22 protein-coding genes are annotated in these 15,946 nt (G+C 69.5%); 12 read left to right on the top strand and 10 right to left on the bottom strand.

What is annotated here, in order from left to right:
• The first annotated feature begins 85 nt into the window (after positions 1–85).
• Genes QSK17_RS20160 through QSK17_RS20145 form a run of 4 tightly spaced genes read left to right on the top strand, consistent with a single transcriptional unit; the run spans position 86 to position 3,921 of the window.
• Positions 86–592 carry a 2Fe-2S iron-sulfur cluster-binding protein gene (locus tag QSK17_RS20160; protein ID WP_285706477.1) on the top strand — a complete coding sequence of 169 codons (507 nt, stop codon included), beginning with the start codon at positions 86–88 and terminating at the stop codon, positions 590–592.
• Positions 589–1,575, top strand: coding sequence for an FAD binding domain-containing protein (locus tag QSK17_RS20155; protein ID WP_285706476.1), 987 nt, complete (start codon positions 589–591; stop codon positions 1,573–1,575). The genes QSK17_RS20160 and QSK17_RS20155 overlap by 4 nt, the downstream gene beginning before the upstream one ends.
• The gene (locus QSK17_RS20150) at positions 1,572–3,719 is read left to right on the top strand and encodes a xanthine dehydrogenase family protein molybdopterin-binding subunit (RefSeq protein WP_285706475.1); all 2,148 of its coding nucleotides are present in this window, start codon (positions 1,572–1,574) and stop codon (positions 3,717–3,719) included. Before QSK17_RS20155 ends, QSK17_RS20150 begins: the two co-directional genes overlap by 4 nt.
• A gap of 43 nt (positions 3,720–3,762) precedes the next feature.
• Positions 3,763–3,921: a hypothetical protein gene (locus tag QSK17_RS20145; protein ID WP_285706474.1), complete on the top strand. Its 159-nt coding sequence runs from the start codon at positions 3,763–3,765 to the stop codon at positions 3,919–3,921.
• Between the two features lie 72 nt (positions 3,922–3,993).
• Here the strand turns inward: QSK17_RS20145 and QSK17_RS20140 are convergent, their stop codons facing one another.
• The 4 genes from QSK17_RS20140 to QSK17_RS20125 all read right to left on the bottom strand — a co-directional run bounded on the left by QSK17_RS20140 (position 3,994) and on the right by QSK17_RS20125 (position 6,433).
• Entirely contained in the window at positions 3,994–4,404 is a 411-nt protein-coding gene (locus tag QSK17_RS20140) for a VOC family protein (RefSeq protein ID WP_285706473.1), read from the bottom strand.
• 5 nt (positions 4,405–4,409) lie between these two features.
• Positions 4,410–4,865, bottom strand: a complete 456-nt coding sequence (locus tag QSK17_RS20135; RefSeq protein ID WP_285706472.1) for a helix-turn-helix transcriptional regulator — start codon at positions 4,863–4,865, stop codon at positions 4,410–4,412.
• Positions 4,866–4,912: 47 nt separating this feature from the next.
• Positions 4,913–5,527, bottom strand: a complete 615-nt coding sequence (locus QSK17_RS20130) for a VOC family protein (protein WP_285706471.1) — start codon at positions 5,525–5,527, stop codon at positions 4,913–4,915.
• Between the two features lie 348 nt (positions 5,528–5,875).
• A complete protein-coding gene (locus tag QSK17_RS20125) occupies positions 5,876–6,433 on the bottom strand; it encodes a TetR/AcrR family transcriptional regulator (protein WP_285706470.1) in 558 nt (185 codons plus the stop codon).
• Between the two features lie 58 nt (positions 6,434–6,491).
• Here QSK17_RS20125 and QSK17_RS20120 point away from each other — a divergent pair, with 58 nt between their 5' ends.
• The gene (locus tag QSK17_RS20120; protein WP_285706468.1) at positions 6,492–7,469 is read left to right on the top strand and encodes a DsbA family protein; all 978 of its coding nucleotides are present in this window, start codon (positions 6,492–6,494) and stop codon (positions 7,467–7,469) included.
• A 47-nt stretch (positions 7,470–7,516) separates the two neighbouring features.
• Here the strand turns inward: QSK17_RS20120 and QSK17_RS20115 are convergent, their stop codons facing one another.
• Positions 7,517–8,116 (bottom strand): HD domain-containing protein, encoded by a 600-nt coding sequence (locus QSK17_RS20115; protein ID WP_285706467.1) that lies wholly within the window; start codon positions 8,114–8,116, stop codon positions 7,517–7,519.
• Positions 8,117–8,280: 164 nt separating this feature from the next.
• Between QSK17_RS20115 and QSK17_RS20110 the strand changes: the two genes are divergently transcribed.
• The 4 genes from QSK17_RS20110 to QSK17_RS20095 all read left to right on the top strand — a co-directional run bounded on the left by QSK17_RS20110 (position 8,281) and on the right by QSK17_RS20095 (position 10,341).
• Entirely contained in the window at positions 8,281–8,541 is a 261-nt protein-coding gene (locus QSK17_RS20110) for a recombinase family protein (protein ID WP_285706466.1), read from the top strand.
• A 1-nt stretch (position 8,542) separates the two neighbouring features.
• Positions 8,543–8,725, top strand: a complete 183-nt coding sequence (locus QSK17_RS20105) for a hypothetical protein (protein ID WP_285706465.1) — start codon at positions 8,543–8,545, stop codon at positions 8,723–8,725.
• Positions 8,726–8,833: 108 nt separating this feature from the next.
• Positions 8,834–10,057 (top strand): S1 RNA-binding domain-containing protein, encoded by a 1,224-nt coding sequence (locus tag QSK17_RS20100; RefSeq protein WP_285706464.1) that lies wholly within the window; start codon positions 8,834–8,836, stop codon positions 10,055–10,057.
• Positions 10,054–10,341, top strand: a complete 288-nt coding sequence (locus QSK17_RS20095; RefSeq protein ID WP_285706463.1) for a hypothetical protein — start codon at positions 10,054–10,056, stop codon at positions 10,339–10,341. Before QSK17_RS20100 ends, QSK17_RS20095 begins: the two co-directional genes overlap by 4 nt.
• A 103-nt stretch (positions 10,342–10,444) precedes the next feature.
• Here the strand turns inward: QSK17_RS20095 and QSK17_RS20090 are convergent, their stop codons facing one another.
• A complete protein-coding gene (locus QSK17_RS20090) occupies positions 10,445–11,050 on the bottom strand; it encodes a TetR/AcrR family transcriptional regulator (RefSeq protein ID WP_285706462.1) in 606 nt (201 codons plus the stop codon).
• A gap of 132 nt (positions 11,051–11,182) precedes the next feature.
• On the opposite strand from QSK17_RS20090, the gene QSK17_RS20085 reads away from it, so the two are divergent.
• Positions 11,183–12,205 carry a glycoside hydrolase family 113 protein gene (locus QSK17_RS20085; RefSeq protein WP_285706461.1) on the top strand — a complete coding sequence of 341 codons (1,023 nt, stop codon included), beginning with the start codon at positions 11,183–11,185 and terminating at the stop codon, positions 12,203–12,205.
• A 12-nt stretch (positions 12,206–12,217) separates the two neighbouring features.
• Here QSK17_RS20085 and QSK17_RS20080 read toward each other — a convergent pair whose 3' ends face one another.
• The 3 genes from QSK17_RS20080 to QSK17_RS20070 all read right to left on the bottom strand — a co-directional run bounded on the left by QSK17_RS20080 (position 12,218) and on the right by QSK17_RS20070 (position 14,643).
• Positions 12,218–13,318 carry a BUD32 family EKC/KEOPS complex subunit gene (locus QSK17_RS20080; protein ID WP_285706460.1) on the bottom strand — a complete coding sequence of 367 codons (1,101 nt, stop codon included), beginning with the start codon at positions 13,316–13,318 and terminating at the stop codon, positions 12,218–12,220.
• Between the two features lie 195 nt (positions 13,319–13,513).
• Positions 13,514–13,654, bottom strand: a complete 141-nt coding sequence (locus tag QSK17_RS20075) for a hypothetical protein (RefSeq protein ID WP_285706459.1) — start codon at positions 13,652–13,654, stop codon at positions 13,514–13,516.
• Between the two features lie 74 nt (positions 13,655–13,728).
• Complete coding sequence (locus tag QSK17_RS20070) at positions 13,729–14,643, bottom strand: DUF5937 family protein (protein ID WP_285706458.1); 915 nt, start codon at positions 14,641–14,643, stop codon at positions 13,729–13,731.
• Positions 14,644–14,757: 114 nt separating this feature from the next.
• Here QSK17_RS20070 and QSK17_RS20065 point away from each other — a divergent pair, with 114 nt between their 5' ends.
• Both QSK17_RS20065 and QSK17_RS20060 read left to right on the top strand, forming a co-directional pair.
• A complete protein-coding gene (locus tag QSK17_RS20065) occupies positions 14,758–15,231 on the top strand; it encodes a cupin domain-containing protein (protein WP_285706457.1) in 474 nt (157 codons plus the stop codon).
• Between the two features lie 63 nt (positions 15,232–15,294).
• A complete protein-coding gene (locus QSK17_RS20060) occupies positions 15,295–15,672 on the top strand; it encodes a DUF4267 domain-containing protein (RefSeq protein ID WP_285706456.1) in 378 nt (125 codons plus the stop codon).
• Between the two features lie 93 nt (positions 15,673–15,765).
• On the opposite strand, the gene QSK17_RS20055 is transcribed toward QSK17_RS20060, so the two are convergent.
• Complete coding sequence (locus tag QSK17_RS20055; RefSeq protein WP_285706455.1) at positions 15,766–15,939, bottom strand: hypothetical protein; 174 nt, start codon at positions 15,937–15,939, stop codon at positions 15,766–15,768.
• Positions 15,940–15,946: the final 7 nt, after the last annotated feature.

Below are 15,946 nucleotides of genomic sequence, written 5' to 3'. Positions count from 1 at the left end.
CGTCCCGGGGGCACAGTGGGCCTCTGTGGGGAGCGGCCCCAAGGAGCGGCCGCGAGGCCCGCTGGGACACCGCCGGGAGGCGACCATGGATGCTCGGATCACGTTGCGGGTGGACGGCCGGGACAGATCGTTGACGGTCGACACCCGCACCACTCTGCTCGACGCGCTGCGCGACCACCTGTCGGTCACATCTCCGAAGAAGGGCTGTGACCACGGGCAGTGCGGTTCGTGCACCGTGTTGCTCGACGGGCGGCGGGTGGTCAGCTGCCTGACGTTCGCGGTGGCACACGACGGCGCCGACGTCACCACAGCCGAGGGACTGGTCCAGGAGGGCGAGCCGCACCCGGTGCAGCGGGCCTTCCTCGAGGAGGACGGCTTCCAGTGCGGTTTCTGCACGCCCGGGCAGATCTGTTCCGCGGTCGGCATGCTGGAAGAGGTCAAGGCCGGGCATCCCAGCCGCGTCACCGACGACCTCACCGGCCCGGTCACGCTCGACGACGAGGAGATCCGGGAACGGCTGAGCGGCAACCTGTGCCGCTGCGGCGCGTACGTCAACATCGTCGCGGCCCTTCGCGAGGAGGCGGACTCGTGATCCCCTTCGAGTATCTGCGGGCCGGTGATCCCGCCGAGGCCGTCGCGGCCGTGGCCGGGCGGCCCGGCGCGGCCTTCCTCGGCGGCGGCACCAACCTGGTGGACCACATGAAGCTCGGCGTCGCCCGGCCGGACCTCCTGGTCGACGTGTCGCGGCTGCCGTTGGACCGGGTGGAGGAGACAGGCAGCGGCCTTCGGATCGGCGCCGCCGTACGCAACAGCGACCTGGCCGCGCATCCGCTGGTGCGCGAGCGCTACCCGGTGCTGGCGCGGGCTCTGCTGTCCGGCGCCTCCGGGCAGTTGCGCAACGCCGCCACCACCGCGGGGAACCTCCTGCAACGGACCCGCTGCCCCTATTTCCAGGACGTCACCACGCCGTGCAACAAGCGGGATCCCGGCTCCGGATGCTCGGCGATCGGCGGCTACACCCGCTACCACGCCATCCTCGGAGCGTCCGAGCACTGCGTCGCGGTGCACCCGTCCGACATGGCGGTGGCGATGCTGGCGCTGGACGCCGTGGTGATCGTGCTCGGCCCCGCGGGCGAGCGCGCGCTGCCACTGGCGGACCTCCACCGGCTTCCCGGCGACACGCCGCAGCGTGACACGGTGCTGGAGCACGGCGAGCTGATCACGGCCGTCGAGCTGCCGGACCTTCCGTTCGCGCGCCGCTCGGCCTACCGGAAGGTGCGCGACCGCGTCTCCTACAGTTTCGCGCTGGTCTCCGTGGCGGCGTGCCTCGACCTCGACGGCGGCGCCGTCCGCGACGTACGGCTGGCGCTGGGCGGCGTGGCGCACAAGCCGTGGCGTGCCGCGCTGGCCGAGGAGGCGCTGCTGGGCGCGACGGTCACCGAGGAGGCCTTCCGCCGGGCCGCCGAAGCCGAACTCGCCGCCGCGCGGCCGCTGCACGGCAACGAGTTCAAGGTGCCGATGGTCCGCAACGCCATCGTCGCGACGCTGCGCGACCTCGCCGAGGAGGGACGATGACCGCCGAGGAGACCGCCGAGGAGACCGCCGAGGAGACCGCCCAGGTGAGCGCACAGGGCCGAGCGGTGGGCACGCCGTCGCCGCGCGTCGACGGCCGGGCCAAGGTGACCGGGAGCGCGGCGTACGCCTACGACCGGCCGGTGGACGATCCGGTGTACGCGCACCCGTTGCAGGCCACGATCGCGCGCGGCCGCGTCATCGCGATCGACACGGTGGCGGCGGCCGGCGTCGACGGCGTCCTGGCCGTGGTCACCCACCGTGACGCCGCCCGCCTGGCCGACACCGAGGACGCCGAGCTGTCCGTCCTGCAGTCCGACGCGGTCGCGTTCCGCGGGCAGTTCATCGGGGTGGTGCTCGGCGAGACGCCCGAGATCGCCCGGTACGCCGCCGGTCTGGTGCGGGTGGAGTACGAGGAGGAGCCCCACGACACGGAGCTGCGGGCCGACCGAACCGATCTTTACCGGCCGGAACGGGTCAACGAGGGGTTCGCCACCGACACCGACGAAGGCGACGTGGACGCCGCGATGGAGGCGGCGGCGGTGACGGTCGACCAGATCTACACCACGCCGATGGAGCACAACAACCCGATGGAGCCGCACACCACCGTGGCGGTGTGGGATCCGGGCGGCGGCTTCCTCGGCGACGCGCGGCTGTCGCTGTTCGACTCGACGCAGAGCGTGCACGCCGTACGGTCGACGCTCGCGCGGGTCTTCGGCCTGCGGCCGGATCAGGTGCGGGTGATGTCGCCGTATGTGGGCGGGGGCTTCGGATCCAAGGGGATGCCGCACGCGCACAACGTGCTCGCGGTGCTGGGCGCGCGGGCCGTGCCGGGGCGCCCGGTCAAGCTGGCGCTGACCCGCCACCAGATGTTCTCGCTGGCCGGCCACCGCACGCCCACGATCCAGCGCGTACGGCTGGGCGCCGACGAGGGCGGACGGCTGACGGCCGTCGCGCACGAGGCGGTGGAGCACACCTCGAGGATCAAGGAGTACGCGGAGCAGACCGCGGCCGGGACGCGGATGATGTACGCGGCGCCGAACCGGCGGACGGCGCACCGGCTGGCCGCGCTGGATGTGCCCGTTCCGTCGTGGATGCGCGCGCCGGGCGAGGCGCCGGGGTTCTTCGGCCTGGAGGTGGCGATGGACGAGCTCGCCGTGGCCTGCGGGCTGGATCCGGTCGAGCTGCGGGTGCGCAACGAGCCCGAGGTCGACCCGGAGTCCGGCAGGCCGTGGTCGGGCCGTCACCTGGTGCGCTGCCTGCGCGAGGGGGCGGTCCGCTTCGGCTGGGAAGGCCGACCGGCAGTGCCCGGCACGCGCAGGGAGGGGCGCGAGTTGGTGGGCTTGGGGGTGGCGAGCTCGACCTACCCGTACTACCGGATCCCCGGCTCGCGGGCCGTGGTGGCCTACGACGGACGCGGCCGCTATACGGTGCGCATCGGCGCGGCCGACATCGGCACCGGTGCGTGGACGGTCCTGACGCAGATCGCGGCCGACGCGCTGGGATGTCCTCTCGGCGCGGTGAGTGTGGAGATCGGGGACAGCGACCTGCCCCGGGCCACCGTCGCGGGTGGGTCCTCGGGCACCGCGAGCTGGGGTTCGACGATCGTGGCCGCGTGCCGCGCCTTCCGCCACGCGTACGGAGAGGACCCGCCGCGGGGTGCGGAGGCAGGTGGGGAGATGCCTCGGGACCCGGACGCGAAGCGGTTCTCGATGCACTCCTTCGGCGCGCAGTTCGCCGAGGTCAGGGTGGATGCCGACACCGGCGAGATCCGGGTGCCGCGGATGCTCGGGGTGTTCTCGGTGGGGCGCGTCATCAATCCCCGCACCGCGCGCTCGCAGTTCATCGGGGGGATGACGATGGGGTTGTCGATGGCGCTGCACGAGCGCAGCGTCCTGGACCACCGCACCGGGCACGTGATCAACCACGACTTCGCGGAGTATCACATCGCCACCAGCGCCGACGTGATGGACGTCGACGCCGTCTGGCTGGACGAGGAGGACGTCCACGCCGGTCCGCTGGGGGCCAGGGGCATCGGCGAGATCGGCATCGTCGGCGCTCCGGCGGCGATCGCCAACGCGGTTCACAACGCCACCGGGATCCGCGTACGGGATCTCCCCATCACACCGGACCTGCTCCTGCACTGAACCCGAGCCGCGGGAACTCGGCGACATCCGGCCCGACGTCGAGGTGCACTCGTGGGTCCCGCAGCGGGCGCTACGGGCGGCCCTGAACGACCTGGTCACCGACCCGGAGGTCGCCCGCCGCTCGGCACTGCTGCGCGCCGACACACGGGCCGAGGGCGGCATCCCGCGTGCCGCCGACCTCATCGAGAACATGCTGCCCTGAGCCTTGCCCGCCACCGCGGCGCCCACAGGCTCGGTGGGCGCCGGCTGGCACGCCAACCCGAACACGGCGCGCTCAGCACAACTCCTGGATGCGGACCAGGTTGCCCGCAGGGTCGCGGAAAGCGCAGTCGCGCACCCCGTACGGCTGCTCGGTCGGCTCCTGGACGACCTCGGCGCCGCTGGCCTCCACCTTCTCGAAGGTGCCGTTGAGATCGGAGGTGGCCAGCAGGATCCAGCCGTAGGTGCCCTTGGCCATCATCTCGGCGATGGTGCGGCGCTCGTCGTCGGTGATGCCGGGGTCGGCGGCCGGCGGCGCCAGGAGGATGGACGTGCCGGGCTGGCCGGCGGGGCCGACCGTGATCCAGCGCATCTTGCCGTTTCCGACGTCGCTGCGGACCTCGAAGCCGAGGATGTCGCGGTAGAAGGCCAGGGAGGCCTCCGGGTCGTCGTGCGGGAGGAAGCTCGTGTGAATGGTGATATCCATGACGGTCACGCTAGTTGCTGCTCCGCGACTGTTGCTTCTCGATTCCTGATGGCTCTGGTCACCTGCTTCGCCACGCACGACGCCCTCGCGCCCGCCACCTGGTGCCGATAGGCGCTGGGCGGCACACCGACCAACTCGGTGAAGCGAGTGCTGAAGGTGCCCAGCGACGAGCAGCCGACCGCGAAACAGACCTCGGTGACGCTGAGGTCGCCAAAACACAGCAACGCCATCGCACGCTCGATGCGCCGCCTCATCAGATAGGAGTACGGCGACTCGCCGTAGGCGAGCCGGAACTGGCGGCTGAGGTGCCCTGCCGACATGTTCACGCCGCGGGCCAGCGCCTCGACGTCCAGCGGCTGCGCGTACTCCCGGCCGATCCGGTCCCGAACGCGGCGCAGCCGCGCGAGGTCGCTCAGGCGCTGCGCCGCGGTTAGTGCGCGCGCCCACGAAGGGTGACACATGTGAGAACTCCTTTCCGGCGGAGGCCGGTGCGGCCGCGCCACCCGGCTCAAAGCGACGCGGTCTCCCACGCGAACCCGTCCGGGTCGGTGAAGGACCCGGCATCACTGCCAATCGTGATCCGGTGCGATCCGGTGCCGTCGGCGGAGACGCCGGCGTCCTTGGCAAGGGCACGGCGCCCGTAGAGCGCCAGTTTGACGGGACTCGACCCCGTGGCGAACTCGACGTACTTGCGGCCGAAGCTCTTCGCCACGGCCAGGCCACGGTCAAGGTAGAACCGCTTGCTCGCGGCCACGTCCGCCACTCCCAGCAGCAGCACGATCTCGTCGATCTGCCGGGTGGCGGGGCCGGTGTCCTTCTTCGCCGAGGTCGCGACCTTCCAGATCGTCCCGTCCGGGGCTTGGACGACGCCGCCGTAGCCCCAGAACGACTTCGTGACCGGCTTCACCGGCGATGCGCCGGCGTCCAGAGCGGCGCCGATGAGACTGTTGACGTTGGCCGGCTGGGACACCGTGAGCGACAGCGTGAACCCACGGAACCCGGTCGTCGGTGCCTCCGAGGCCCGCAGGCGCACCTGCGAGCCCAAACCGAAGGCGGCGGTGTAGAAGCGTCTGACGGCGGTGGGGTCGGCCACCTCAAGGGTGACGGATTCGATGAAAGCCATGGCGATGACGCTAGTTGCGGCTCTGTGACCGGCGCTTCTCGATTCCTGATCGGTCTGGTCACCTGCTTCGCGACATTCGCCGCCCGTCGGGACTCGCTCCACGCGGCTCACGGGGCGGGGTTGAGCGAACGCAGTCCGCTGGGCATTTCCGACGCCTGGTCATTGATCCCTTCCACCGGATCGACCGGTGGTTCCCCTCATCCCGAACTGTGCTCCGATTGCGGAGCACTCGCCGGGATGATTCACAGTGGCGTCTGAGGTCATGGACGGACCGGCCCGGGAGATGCGGCACCGCAAGGCCTCGGATGGCGGCTGGTGGCATGTCCCCTCATGCCCCCTGCCACGACGTCAGGCGCGGAAGAGTCGCCAGAACGCCAAAGTCACCTCCGCGGCGGGGGCCGGGCGCTCGCCGGTGACCCAGTGGGAGATCACGCCGGTGAGGGCGCCGGCCAGGTAGGTGGCGTGCAGTTCGGCCGGGACATCGTCGAAGCCCTCGGGACGTGACCCGCCGGTAAAGCGCGTGGCCAACTCGGCGGTCAGCCGTTCGCGCATGCGAGCGGCGAACAGCGCGCTGCCCTGGGCACCCAGCATCCGCCGGTACAGGGTGGCCCGGGCGGCCACGTGCTCGAACAGGCCGACCAGCGGCTCGGGCGCCCGGTCTCGGGGCGCGTCGCGCGGGCACAGGGCGGCGGCCCGCGCGACCTGGGCGACCGTCTCCTCCATGGCGTCGGTCACGAGCGCGTCCATGTCGGGGAAGTGCAGGTAGACCGTCGCCCGGTTCACCCCAGCGCGCCTGGCCACCTCCGCCATGGTGATGGAGCCCAGCTCCTTGTCGGCCGCCAGGTCGAGTATCGCGGCCCGCAGACGGGCCCGGGTGCGTTGCGCGCGGGGATCATCCGGGTTCACGACCCCGACTATACGACAAATGTTGCTTAGTCGACAGCTGTCGCATAGATTGCCTGGCATGCGAATCGAGGTCTGGGCGGACGTGGTCTGCGGGTGGGCGTACATCGGCAAACGGCGACTGGAGGCGGCCCTGGCCGACCCGGCCTTCGACGACGCCGCCGTCGAGGTCGTGTGGCGGCCGTTCCGGATCGACCCCACCGCCCCGGCGCGGGCCGTCCCGCTCGAGGAGGAGTACCGCGATCCGATGGTGGACACCGCGCTGCGCCGGTGCGCGCCCGGCCTGTCACCAGCGGAGAACCGGGTGCGCGTCTCCGAGATCGCCGCCGAGGAAGGGCTGGGGCCCCGCTGGGGCGCGGCCTGGCGGGCCGACGCCCACGACGCCCACCGGCTGCTCGCCCTGGCGTTCGAGCATGGCGGGGCCGGGCGGCAGAACGCCGTGGCCGAGCAGGTGATGCGGGCGCACTTCATCGAGGGTCGCGACATCAGCGACCGCGAGGTGCTCGCGGACGTCGCCGCCGAGGCCGGCTTCGCCGACGGCGCCGCGTTGCTCGACACGGACGCGGGCGATGACCTGGTGCGGGAGCTGCTGCTCACCGGCAAGGCCAGGGGCGTGGCCACCTCGCCGACGATCGTCGTCGGCGATCGCGCGCTCGCGGGCGCCCAGCCCGCCGATGTGATCAAGGACTTCCTGCTGCAGGGCGGCCGGCGGCGCGAGCTGCCCGAGGAGGTGGAACGCCTGCGGCTCGCCGAGTCCCTGCTCGACAAGCGCGATCCGTTCGGGGCGCTGGCCCTGCTGCGTCCCCTCCTTGACGTGCACGGAGACGACCGCAACGTCCGCATGCTCGCCGCCCGCGCCTATTTCGCCTCGGCGCAGCTCGGGCGGGCCCGCGCCACGCTGGAGCGGCTGGTGGCCGAGTCGCCGGACGACTCCTACGCCCGGCATCTGCTCGGCCGTACGCTCCAGCGGCAGGGACTGGCCGAGCAGGCCGCCCCGCATCTGGCCATGGCCGCCGTCATGACACCGGAGTACGACTGAGCGCGATGACCCGGTCTGTCCGTATGCCGTGACTCATGCCGTGACCCTTAGCCGTGGATCGCGAAGGACGCCTGGAACGCCAGACGTTCGTCCGCCTCGTCGCCGATGCGGGAGAGGACTTCGTCGAGCGCAACGAACTCCTCCCATGCCGCCCGGCCGGTGGCCTCGGCCAGCCGAGCCACAACGAGATCCTCCAGGTCCGGAACGCGCTTGTTCTTCCAGATCTTGTCGGCGAGACTCACCAGGAGGTCTTCCAGACCGGCACTCGGCTCCGTCCACGATGCGTGTGTTGCGGCGAAGCGGGCGAGCCCCGGGCTGACGCCGCGGCCGAGCAGAAGAGTCCGCCCAGCCTGCTCGTGCGCCCCGCCAGGCTCGGAAAGCTCGGAAACGTGCACGGTCTTACCTATGTCGTGCGTCGCGGCCCCGAAGAGCACTGCCTCGCGGTCAAAGAACAAGGCGGGGTAGCACATCTCCACCCAGTCGACCAGCTGGTGTGCGACATCGTGGACGGCTCGCAGGTGGGCCGCCAGCCGCGGCGGGCACTCCAGCTCGGACATAAGCTCCGCGACGCGATCCGGCAGCGGGAGCAGAGGTGGGTCGACGTTGCCACTCATGGCCCTCGACAACAAGGCGGTGTCGGTCGTCACCGCGTCAGGGTACTGACCGCGGCGTCCTTTGTGTCCGTTAGGGGAACCCCCACCGAACAATCGTGATCTTGACCGGTTGGGAGGATCTACCTGCGCTGACGGCGTCTCATTTAGGGTGTCCGGTGATCTGTGCACTGAGCGGGGGCTTACCGTACGCTCCGGGCATGAGCGACCGCGTCGGCTACGCGAGATGCGGCCTGGACAAGCAGGACCTCACCGCCCAGCGCGAGATCCTGCTCAGCCTGGATGTCCCGGAGGACCGGATCTACCTGGACCACGGACTGACCGGAACCAACCGCGACCGGCCCGGCCTGGCCCAGGCCCTCGCGGCCGTGCGCGCCGGCGACACCCTCGTCGTCCCGAAGCTCGACCGCCTCGCCCACCAGACCCCAGCAGCAGCGCCTTCGACCTCCGGCGGGCAGTGACGTGCTGCCTTACGTCTACCAGGTCACCAAGTACGACCCTGCCGACCGCGATCAGCACGGCCACTATGCCGGTGCCGAGCCCGCGACCAGTGACCATGGGCCGGTCGAAGCCGCATACCTGCAGGCCATCGCGGCCTTCGCCGAAGAGACCGGTGTCGACCAGTTGACCATCCGCGAGCCGTAGATCGGCGGCTTCGCCCACTTCGGCCTGGAACCACCGGTCAACGGCTACGGCCTGGCCGACCTCTTCCCAGCTGGCCTCACCGGGTTCCACGACGGTGCCCTGGTACCGATGGCCGCCGGCCTGGAACTCGTCCGGGCCATGCTCCGCGACAGCGGCGCCTGGTGCCGTCTGGAGGCGGAGGGAGCATTCACCGTGCACGTCGGCTGGGACCAGTACCTCTACGTCGGCAGCAGCCGCCCCTGCGAAGCGGCGCTGGCCCGCACCCGCTCGCTCGGACTTTTCCCGGAACGCCTGGACACATCGCCGTACGACTTCGCCCCCGACGGCCCACTGCGCGTACAGCGCCCGGCCGACGCCGACTTCTGGGCCCGCCTGCACTGGGCGGTCAGTGCCCACCGCGCCACGTTCCTGGAGGAGACCTACGCCGCGAACGCCTCCCGTTGGCACCGCCTCACCCGCGACAACATCGAGGCGGTGCGCTCCCAGCTGACCCCTCGCGCACAGCTGGCGGTCTGGCCGGACCTGCTCACCGACGTAGACGCGGCCATGGGCTCTCTGCCCGAGGAGGGCCTGGTGGAAGTCCTCTGGGAGGACGAGGACGGGCGGATCACCAGCATGGTCGTGGACGAGACCCAATTCGAGGCAGTGACCTCCCAGATCACCAGCGCGCGTGCTGCCGGCGTCGTATCCCTGGCTACCGATGAGCGGCACCCGCTGTTCACCGCTGTGCTACCGGACAGCGATGGGGTTCTCCGCGCACGCTGGCAGACCGAGCCGACGCCCAGCGACCGGGGCTGGGCGTTCCTGAAAACCCTGCGGCGCGGCCAGGTCGTCACCGGCACGGTCACGACCATCGCCAGCTTCGGCGTCACTTTCGTGGACATCGGCGGCTTCACCGCAATGATTAACATTCCGGAGCTGTCCTGGCGTCCGATCAACCACCCGTCTGATGTCGTCAGCGTCGGCCAGGAGATCACAGCCGAGGTCCTCGACGTCGATATGGTTCGGGAACGAGTGCCGCTGTCGCTCCGAGCAGTGCAGGAAGACCCGTGGCCGCAGGTCGCACAGCGAATCGGGCAGGTGGTCACCGGACCGGTCACCAAGATCGTCCCGTTCGGGGTCTTCGTCCGCATCGAAGACCGAGAGGACGGCTTCGAGGGGCTGGTGCACACCAGCGAGCTGAATGAATCGTCCGAGAACGACATCGAGGTCGGTGACGCCCTCACCGTGAAGATCATTGATGTCGATATCGCGCGCCGCCGCATTGCCTTGTCGCATACCCAGGCCCGCACAACCCGCCCTGGGGGCGGCAGTAAGGGTGGATCGGCATGAAGAGCCAGAAGGCCGAGCTCGACCGGGACATAGCCGCGCTTCTGGCGGCCATGGCGTTCACCGAGATCCGCCATCTGGCCGGAGGCGCACAGCGCGTGGCGCAGAGCAACTCCCCTGAGGAGGCTCTGGACCGCATCAGGTTCCTGGCCAACTTGAGCCACAATCTTCCGGGCGTCGCACGGCCACGCCCCAGGAAGCCGTCCCGTCGGGGCAAGTCCCTCGGGAGCTTCGATCAGGCGATGGCCGCATCCTGGCCTTGTGGAGCAGGCAGGCGATCACCGTGATGCGCTTGGTTTCCGCGTAGTCCTGCAGCGCGGCCCATTTATGAGAATCACTGTTCCCTGCGAACACGCGGTCACTGGTCCAGGTCTCAGCGCCGGTGGAAGATCAGCTCGGGGACGGACCGAGTCGCCGCACCAGAGGCAGGTACACCTCGTCGACGATCTCGACGAGGACGTCGTCGGGTGCGGTAGGGACCCCGCGCACGACGAACTCGTTGCGCAGCAGGACGATGGCCACGGTGGCGACCCGTGGATGGAGCGCTTCGGGGGCTGCTTCACCGCGTGCGACCGCGCGCCCCAGAGTGGTCAACCAGGGGGCGGCCGCGGCGTCGCCGGGCTGCTCTTGCAGCTGTGCCAGGAGTTCCGACGTGCCGCCTGCTGCGGAGAGTAGTTCGCGCAGGATCGCGCCGAGGGGGGAGCTCCAGTGGCGGTTCGCCTGGCGGAGCAGCTCGAGGACGTCTCCGCGCAGACTGCCGGTGTCGGGGGGTGGGACCGTCGTGGCGAGCTGCCGATATGCGGCGATGCCGAGCGCGAGGCGGTTCGGCCAGCGGCGGTAGATGGCGTTCTTGTTGGTGCCGGCGCGAGCGGCGACCTTGTCCATGGTCAACCCGGCGTATCCGGACTCGGTGAGTTCGTCCACCGCAGCGCGCAGGATCGCCTCCTCCAGGGCAGCGCCACGTCGCCGCGTCTGCCCAGCACCTGGCTGCCTCATCGGATTCTCCGCCATGGCCCCTTCCCGCAAGCGGTACCGATCGTACCTTCCCATTTTGGTTGTCATCCCTGAGCTACAGCAATTAAGGTACGGCGAGTACCGTAAATCCCGCACTGGAAGAGGGCGCGACACATGCGAGCCAAAGGCATCAGCTATGACACCGGCTTCGTCCGCGACGGAGCCATGTCCCGCAAGCTCTTCGACTCGGAGGTAGTCAAGCGCGAGCTGCGCATCATCCGTGATGACCTGCACTGTGATGCGGTACGCGTCATGGGCGGTGATCCGGAACGGCTGGAGCTCGCGGCGGCATACGCCGCCGACCTCGGCCTCGAGGTCTGGTTCTCGCCCTACCCGCTTGAACTGACCACCGACGAGATGCTGTCGCTGCTCGCCGACTGCGCGGCGCGCGCGGAGCGGCTGAGACAGCGGGGAGCCGAGGTCGTGTTCGTCACCGGCGCAGAGCTGAGCCTGATGAACAAGGGGTTCCTGCCCGGCGACAGCACTGAGGAGCGGGTCGAGTTGCTGCGCCAGCCACATCTCCTGCGCGAGCAGATCGGCGAGGTCAGCGCACGTGTCAACGACTTCCTCGCCAAGGCCGTGGCACTCGTCCGTGAGGGCTTCGGCGGCAAGGTGACCTACGCCTCCGTACCGCTTGAGCGCGTCGACTGGGCACCGTTCGACATCATGTCCGTGGATCTCTACCGGTCGGTCGAGATCGCCGACCGCTTCGCCGAAGGCGTCCGCGGCCTCGTCGCGCAGGGAAAGCCGGTCGCGATCACCGAGTTCGGCGCGGCCGGCTACCACGGTGCGGGCGAGCGGGGCGCTCACGGTCTGGAGATCGTCGAGTACGACAAGGACACCGGTCCTGTTCGGTTGAACGGTGAGTACACCCGCGACGAGGCCGGTCAGGCCGCGTATCTGCGCGAGCTGCTGGAGGTCTTCGACGCCGGAGGCATCGACAGCACCTTCGTGTTCACCTTCGCGCTGTACGACCACCTGCACCGCCCCGACGGCGACCCCCGCGAGGACCTGGACCTGGCCAGCTACGGCATCGTCAAAGTCTTCGAGGACCGCCTCGGAGCCACCTACCCCGACATGCCATGGGAACCCAAGGCCGCGTTCGCCGCCCTAGCCGACTACTACCGGGAGCACTGAGACGGCCACCGCTCAGGAGCCGTGTCCGCTTTCATGCGGTTCAGGGGTCGTGTTCGACCACGCGCGGACAGCGTTGATCTTCTCGGCCGGATACGGCGTGGCCCGGCTCACCCCGAACAGATCCCAGTAGAAGTCGTTCATGACGGCTGCCACGGGTGCGTACCGGCGGATCAACTCCGCAACGGCGGCCGGGGCGCCGAGGGGCTCGGCGCCCGCCGCACACGCCCGGATGTATTCGTTGCGCTCCACCGGCCCGCCGGTGTCCGGAACCGCCACCCCGCACACCGCTGACACCAGCCAGTTCACCAGCCTCATGACCGCGTAGGCGATATCGTGCGTGCGATTCCGTTCGACGAACGTCGCCTCCTGCGCGGAGAGGTCGAAGCGCGCAGAGGTCGCCAGGCCGAGGTCGGTGATGTACAGGCGACGCCCGTCCGTGATGATGTTGTCGAAGTGGGCGTCGAAGTGCATCAGGCCGCCTGCGTTCATGAAGGCGATGTCGGCGAGCAGCCGCGACTCCAGCATCGCGCACGCCGAGGCGACGGCGTCCTCGCCCGCCGCGACCTGGGCGGCGAGCCAGTCGCGCAGGGTGTGCGGGATGAACTCCTGGAACAGCACGATGCTCGCCGACGCCTGACGCAGCGCATGGAGCCGCCGCCGCACCGCGGGCGAGCCGCCCCAGTAGGCGACGACACGCTCGACGTTGGCGTGCTCCTCGGCTACCGGCACCGCTCCGGGCAGCACCCGCCAGTGGTAGAGGAGAGGAAAGGCCTCACTGCGCCTGGCGAGTACCCAGTTCGTCGTCATGATGTTGGCCGCCAGTTCGCGCCACGCGCCGAAACTCGGTGAGCCGACTCCGTATTGGCAGAACACCGGCAGCCCGAACAGATTCGCCGTGGACATGACGTTGTCCGGGTGGCGTTCCAGGTCGGTGAGAGGGATCCGTTTGGCGAACACCGGCACACCGTCGACGTCCAACAGCACCGACGTGCCGCCGATACCGGAACCGGCGACCGGAGCGTGGTCTACGAGTTCCGCCAGTCGCCGATCACTGTGTAACGCCAACGCGCTCGACACGTGGCCGTACCTGATGACGCGCTCATCGTGGGACATGTCCGCACCATCACTCCGAAATCCCATAAGCACGTACCGCCTTCCGGTCATTCTGATCTTGGATTCCGGAGTGTAGGCCTTCAGCCGCCGGTCCCGGACTCGGTGGATGGGTCGGGATCGGCGCCGTTCGATCACCGAGCTCTTCCTGGGCCTGTCCCGGGTCCAGCCGAGATACGAGAAAAATCCGAGATGGTGTCAATCTCGGAAGTGGCGAAGGTCGTGGTGAGAGAACATGCCGCATCCGGCAGTCGCAGCGGTTTCGTCGCAGGTGCCGGCCAGGTCGCGGCCCTTGACGCTGTCGGCGTCGGTGTTGAACAGCAGTTCGTCGCCATCCATGACGAATCATTCGTGCGGGCATCGATTCGTCGACGCACCGGCCCGATGGGGAGGACCGGTAGCTCCCAGACCAGTCATGGTCGCGGCGAGGCCGCGTCCAGGAGAGCATGTCCAGCTTTGGTCAGCTCGTGCGTGGCCGTGCGGCCGGCCCGGCTGGTGTCGATCAACCCGGCGTCTCGCAGGATTGCCAGGTGTTCGCTGGCCGTCGGGACGGTGACGCTCACCAGCCTGGCCACAATGGTCGTCTGCAGCGGAGTGGTGAGCGCGGCCAGGATCCTCGATCGAGTCGTTCCCAGAAGCCGGTCAAGGGATCTCGGAGTGGGAGGTGCCGCCCAGAGGTATCGCCCGGATGCCGGGTAGTAGATCGCCGGAGTCCAGTGGTCTGAGGTGGAGCACTGCACCCGGTCGGTGATGAACAGTGACGGAACGAGAATGAGTCCCTCGGGGCAGTCGACGTCGACATCGGCGGTCGACTCGACGGTGATGGTGTCGCCTTCGCACCCTGCGGAGTGGTGCAGGCGCGGAAGGACGGTGCGCAGCCCCTCGCGGTTGACCTGGAGGGCGCGGTCCAGCATCTCGGCGCGCAGCGCCTGCCGCATGGACGGCCACTCCGGTTCCATGGCGGCCTTCCAGAGGCGGCGCACCGCTTCGGCGGCCTCCAGCCTGGCTCGGTCGGGGTCATCGAGCAGTCGGCGGCCTATTTGTGCCCCACGCCCGATACCGGCGTCGACCAACTCGGCGTAGACCTGGTCCGTCGGGATGGAGAGGAGGGCATCCATGCCTTCTTCGAAGGTCGGCTCACTGGACATCGGCGATGGGTCGAGGAAGTCGGGCCGGTACGCGCCATCGGCCATGAAGATCGTGAGCGCGCTCAGGTCCAGGCCGGAAAGGCGGTGGTGGCGACGGCGGAGCCACTGGTGGAACATCGGGTGACGCTGCGGTTCTGTCAGCAGCCGGGCAAGACTGACCACTTCGTGGATCGGCGACATGGCCCATCGCACGCTCGCAGCACCGGCGCCCAATCGGTAGCGGATCACCTCCCTATTGTTAGGCCACCGCCGAAGTGAGCGCGAGCGGAGCGGCGAAGCCCCGAGACTCGGGTCGTGACTGAGACCAAGCCGATGGACTGCTTCTGCAAGCAACCCGAGCGAGCCCGAAAGACGCGAACGATCCGGCTGGGCGCCAGCGGATCGACCATCGAAGTCCTCGCCGGCCCGGCGGAGACCAGCGGGGTCGTGAGCATCTACCGGTGGCGCATGTCGCCCTCCAGTCGGGGACCTGCCCCGCACTTTCACACGACCTTCAGCGAGACCTTCATCGTTGAGGAAGGTGAAGTCGACTACTTCGATGGGCGGGAGTGGCGAACACTGCTGCCCGGCGACGCTGCGCATGCCGCGATGGGTGACGTCCACGCGCTGCGGAAGGAGCGCGCCGAACCTGCCACCCTCCTCATGGCCCTCTCGCCAGGCGTACCCCGGGAGGAGTACTTCGCGCAGCTCGCCACCGTGAACGATCGGGACCAGAGCCGGCTTCACGAAGCCCACGACAACCACTTCGTCGACGGCTACGAACGGTGATGGCATACGCCCCGCTGTCTGGAATGCGCTCGTAGAACTGCTCCCGAGAGACGAGACGAACCCATGCTCACCAACATCGCCACTGCGCTCGCCGGACTGATCGGCGCGGGCATCATCTTCATGGGCGCCCGCGCCTTCTGGGCGCCGCAGGCCGCGGCCGGTTTCGGCATCCCCGATACGCCGACCGAGGACCGCAGCTTCCACGCCTGGCTGTCCGTCAAGGGCGTGCGCGACATCGCCTCAGGGCTTTTCATCTTCATCCTGTTGGCCGGCGGAACAACGAGCCTGCTGGGCTGGTTCATGCTTGCCGCCAGCGCCATACCCGTCGGCGACGCGGTGATCGTGCTGCGCAGCAACGGGCCCAAGGCGGCCGTCTACGGCATCCACGGCGCCACCGCCGTGGTGATGCTGACGATCAGCGCGCTTCTGCTCATCGCGTAACCACGTGGTCTGGCGGCCGGAGCTCTTCGACGCGTCCCGCCATCGCCGCACCAGCGATCCGGCAGCCGGTCGATGCCGGACCAGAACAGCACGTCAGGCCGCGCCGGTCCTCGGCTCGGCGAGAACCTGCTGCAGCAGCAGCGTGCTGACGTGCACCAGCGCGGACCGCCGCAGGTGCAAGGCCTGCATCGAGGTTTCGGCGTGATCTTTGCCCGGGCCGGTCAGGGCGCCGTCCTTCCCGTAGTGCAGCAGGGTGCGCCTTCGCATTTTCTGA

The sequence above is a fragment of the Microtetraspora sp. NBRC 16547 genome, from assembly GCF_030268965.1.
Classification (GTDB): Bacteria; Actinomycetota; Actinomycetes; order Streptosporangiales; family Streptosporangiaceae; genus Microtetraspora.
Note: the sequence above shows the minus strand (reverse complement) of the source record. Positions and strands in the feature narration are given on the sequence as shown.

Coding starts and splice junctions, on each gene's coding strand:
- QSK17_RS20060 (WP_285706456.1), top strand. CDS start 15,295: ATGCTCACCAACATCGCCACTGCGCTCGCCGGACTGATCGGCGCGGGC.
- QSK17_RS20080 (WP_285706460.1), bottom strand. CDS start 13,318: ATGTCCCACGATGAGCGCGTCATCAGGTACGGCCACGTGTCGAGCGCG.
- QSK17_RS20135 (WP_285706472.1), bottom strand. CDS start 4,865: ATGTGTCACCCTTCGTGGGCGCGCGCACTAACCGCGGCGCAGCGCCTG.
- QSK17_RS20100 (WP_285706464.1), top strand. CDS start 8,834: ATGGCCGCCGGCCTGGAACTCGTCCGGGCCATGCTCCGCGACAGCGGC.
- QSK17_RS20075 (WP_285706459.1), bottom strand. CDS start 13,654: ATGGATGGCGACGAACTGCTGTTCAACACCGACGCCGACAGCGTCAAG.
- QSK17_RS20150 (WP_285706475.1), top strand. CDS start 1,572: ATGACCGCCGAGGAGACCGCCGAGGAGACCGCCGAGGAGACCGCCCAG.
- QSK17_RS20120 (WP_285706468.1), top strand. CDS start 6,492: ATGCGAATCGAGGTCTGGGCGGACGTGGTCTGCGGGTGGGCGTACATC.
- QSK17_RS20055 (WP_285706455.1), bottom strand. CDS start 15,939: ATGCGAAGGCGCACCCTGCTGCACTACGGGAAGGACGGCGCCCTGACC.
- QSK17_RS20140 (WP_285706473.1), bottom strand. CDS start 4,404: ATGGATATCACCATTCACACGAGCTTCCTCCCGCACGACGACCCGGAG.
- QSK17_RS20110 (WP_285706466.1), top strand. CDS start 8,281: ATGAGCGACCGCGTCGGCTACGCGAGATGCGGCCTGGACAAGCAGGAC.
- QSK17_RS20095 (WP_285706463.1), top strand. CDS start 10,054: ATGAAGAGCCAGAAGGCCGAGCTCGACCGGGACATAGCCGCGCTTCTG.
- QSK17_RS20070 (WP_285706458.1), bottom strand. CDS start 14,643: ATGTCGCCGATCCACGAAGTGGTCAGTCTTGCCCGGCTGCTGACAGAA.
- QSK17_RS20085 (WP_285706461.1), top strand. CDS start 11,183: ATGCGAGCCAAAGGCATCAGCTATGACACCGGCTTCGTCCGCGACGGA.
- QSK17_RS20090 (WP_285706462.1), bottom strand. CDS start 11,050: ATGAGGCAGCCAGGTGCTGGGCAGACGCGGCGACGTGGCGCTGCCCTG.
- QSK17_RS20130 (WP_285706471.1), bottom strand. CDS start 5,527: ATGGCTTTCATCGAATCCGTCACCCTTGAGGTGGCCGACCCCACCGCC.
- QSK17_RS20160 (WP_285706477.1), top strand. CDS start 86: ATGGATGCTCGGATCACGTTGCGGGTGGACGGCCGGGACAGATCGTTG.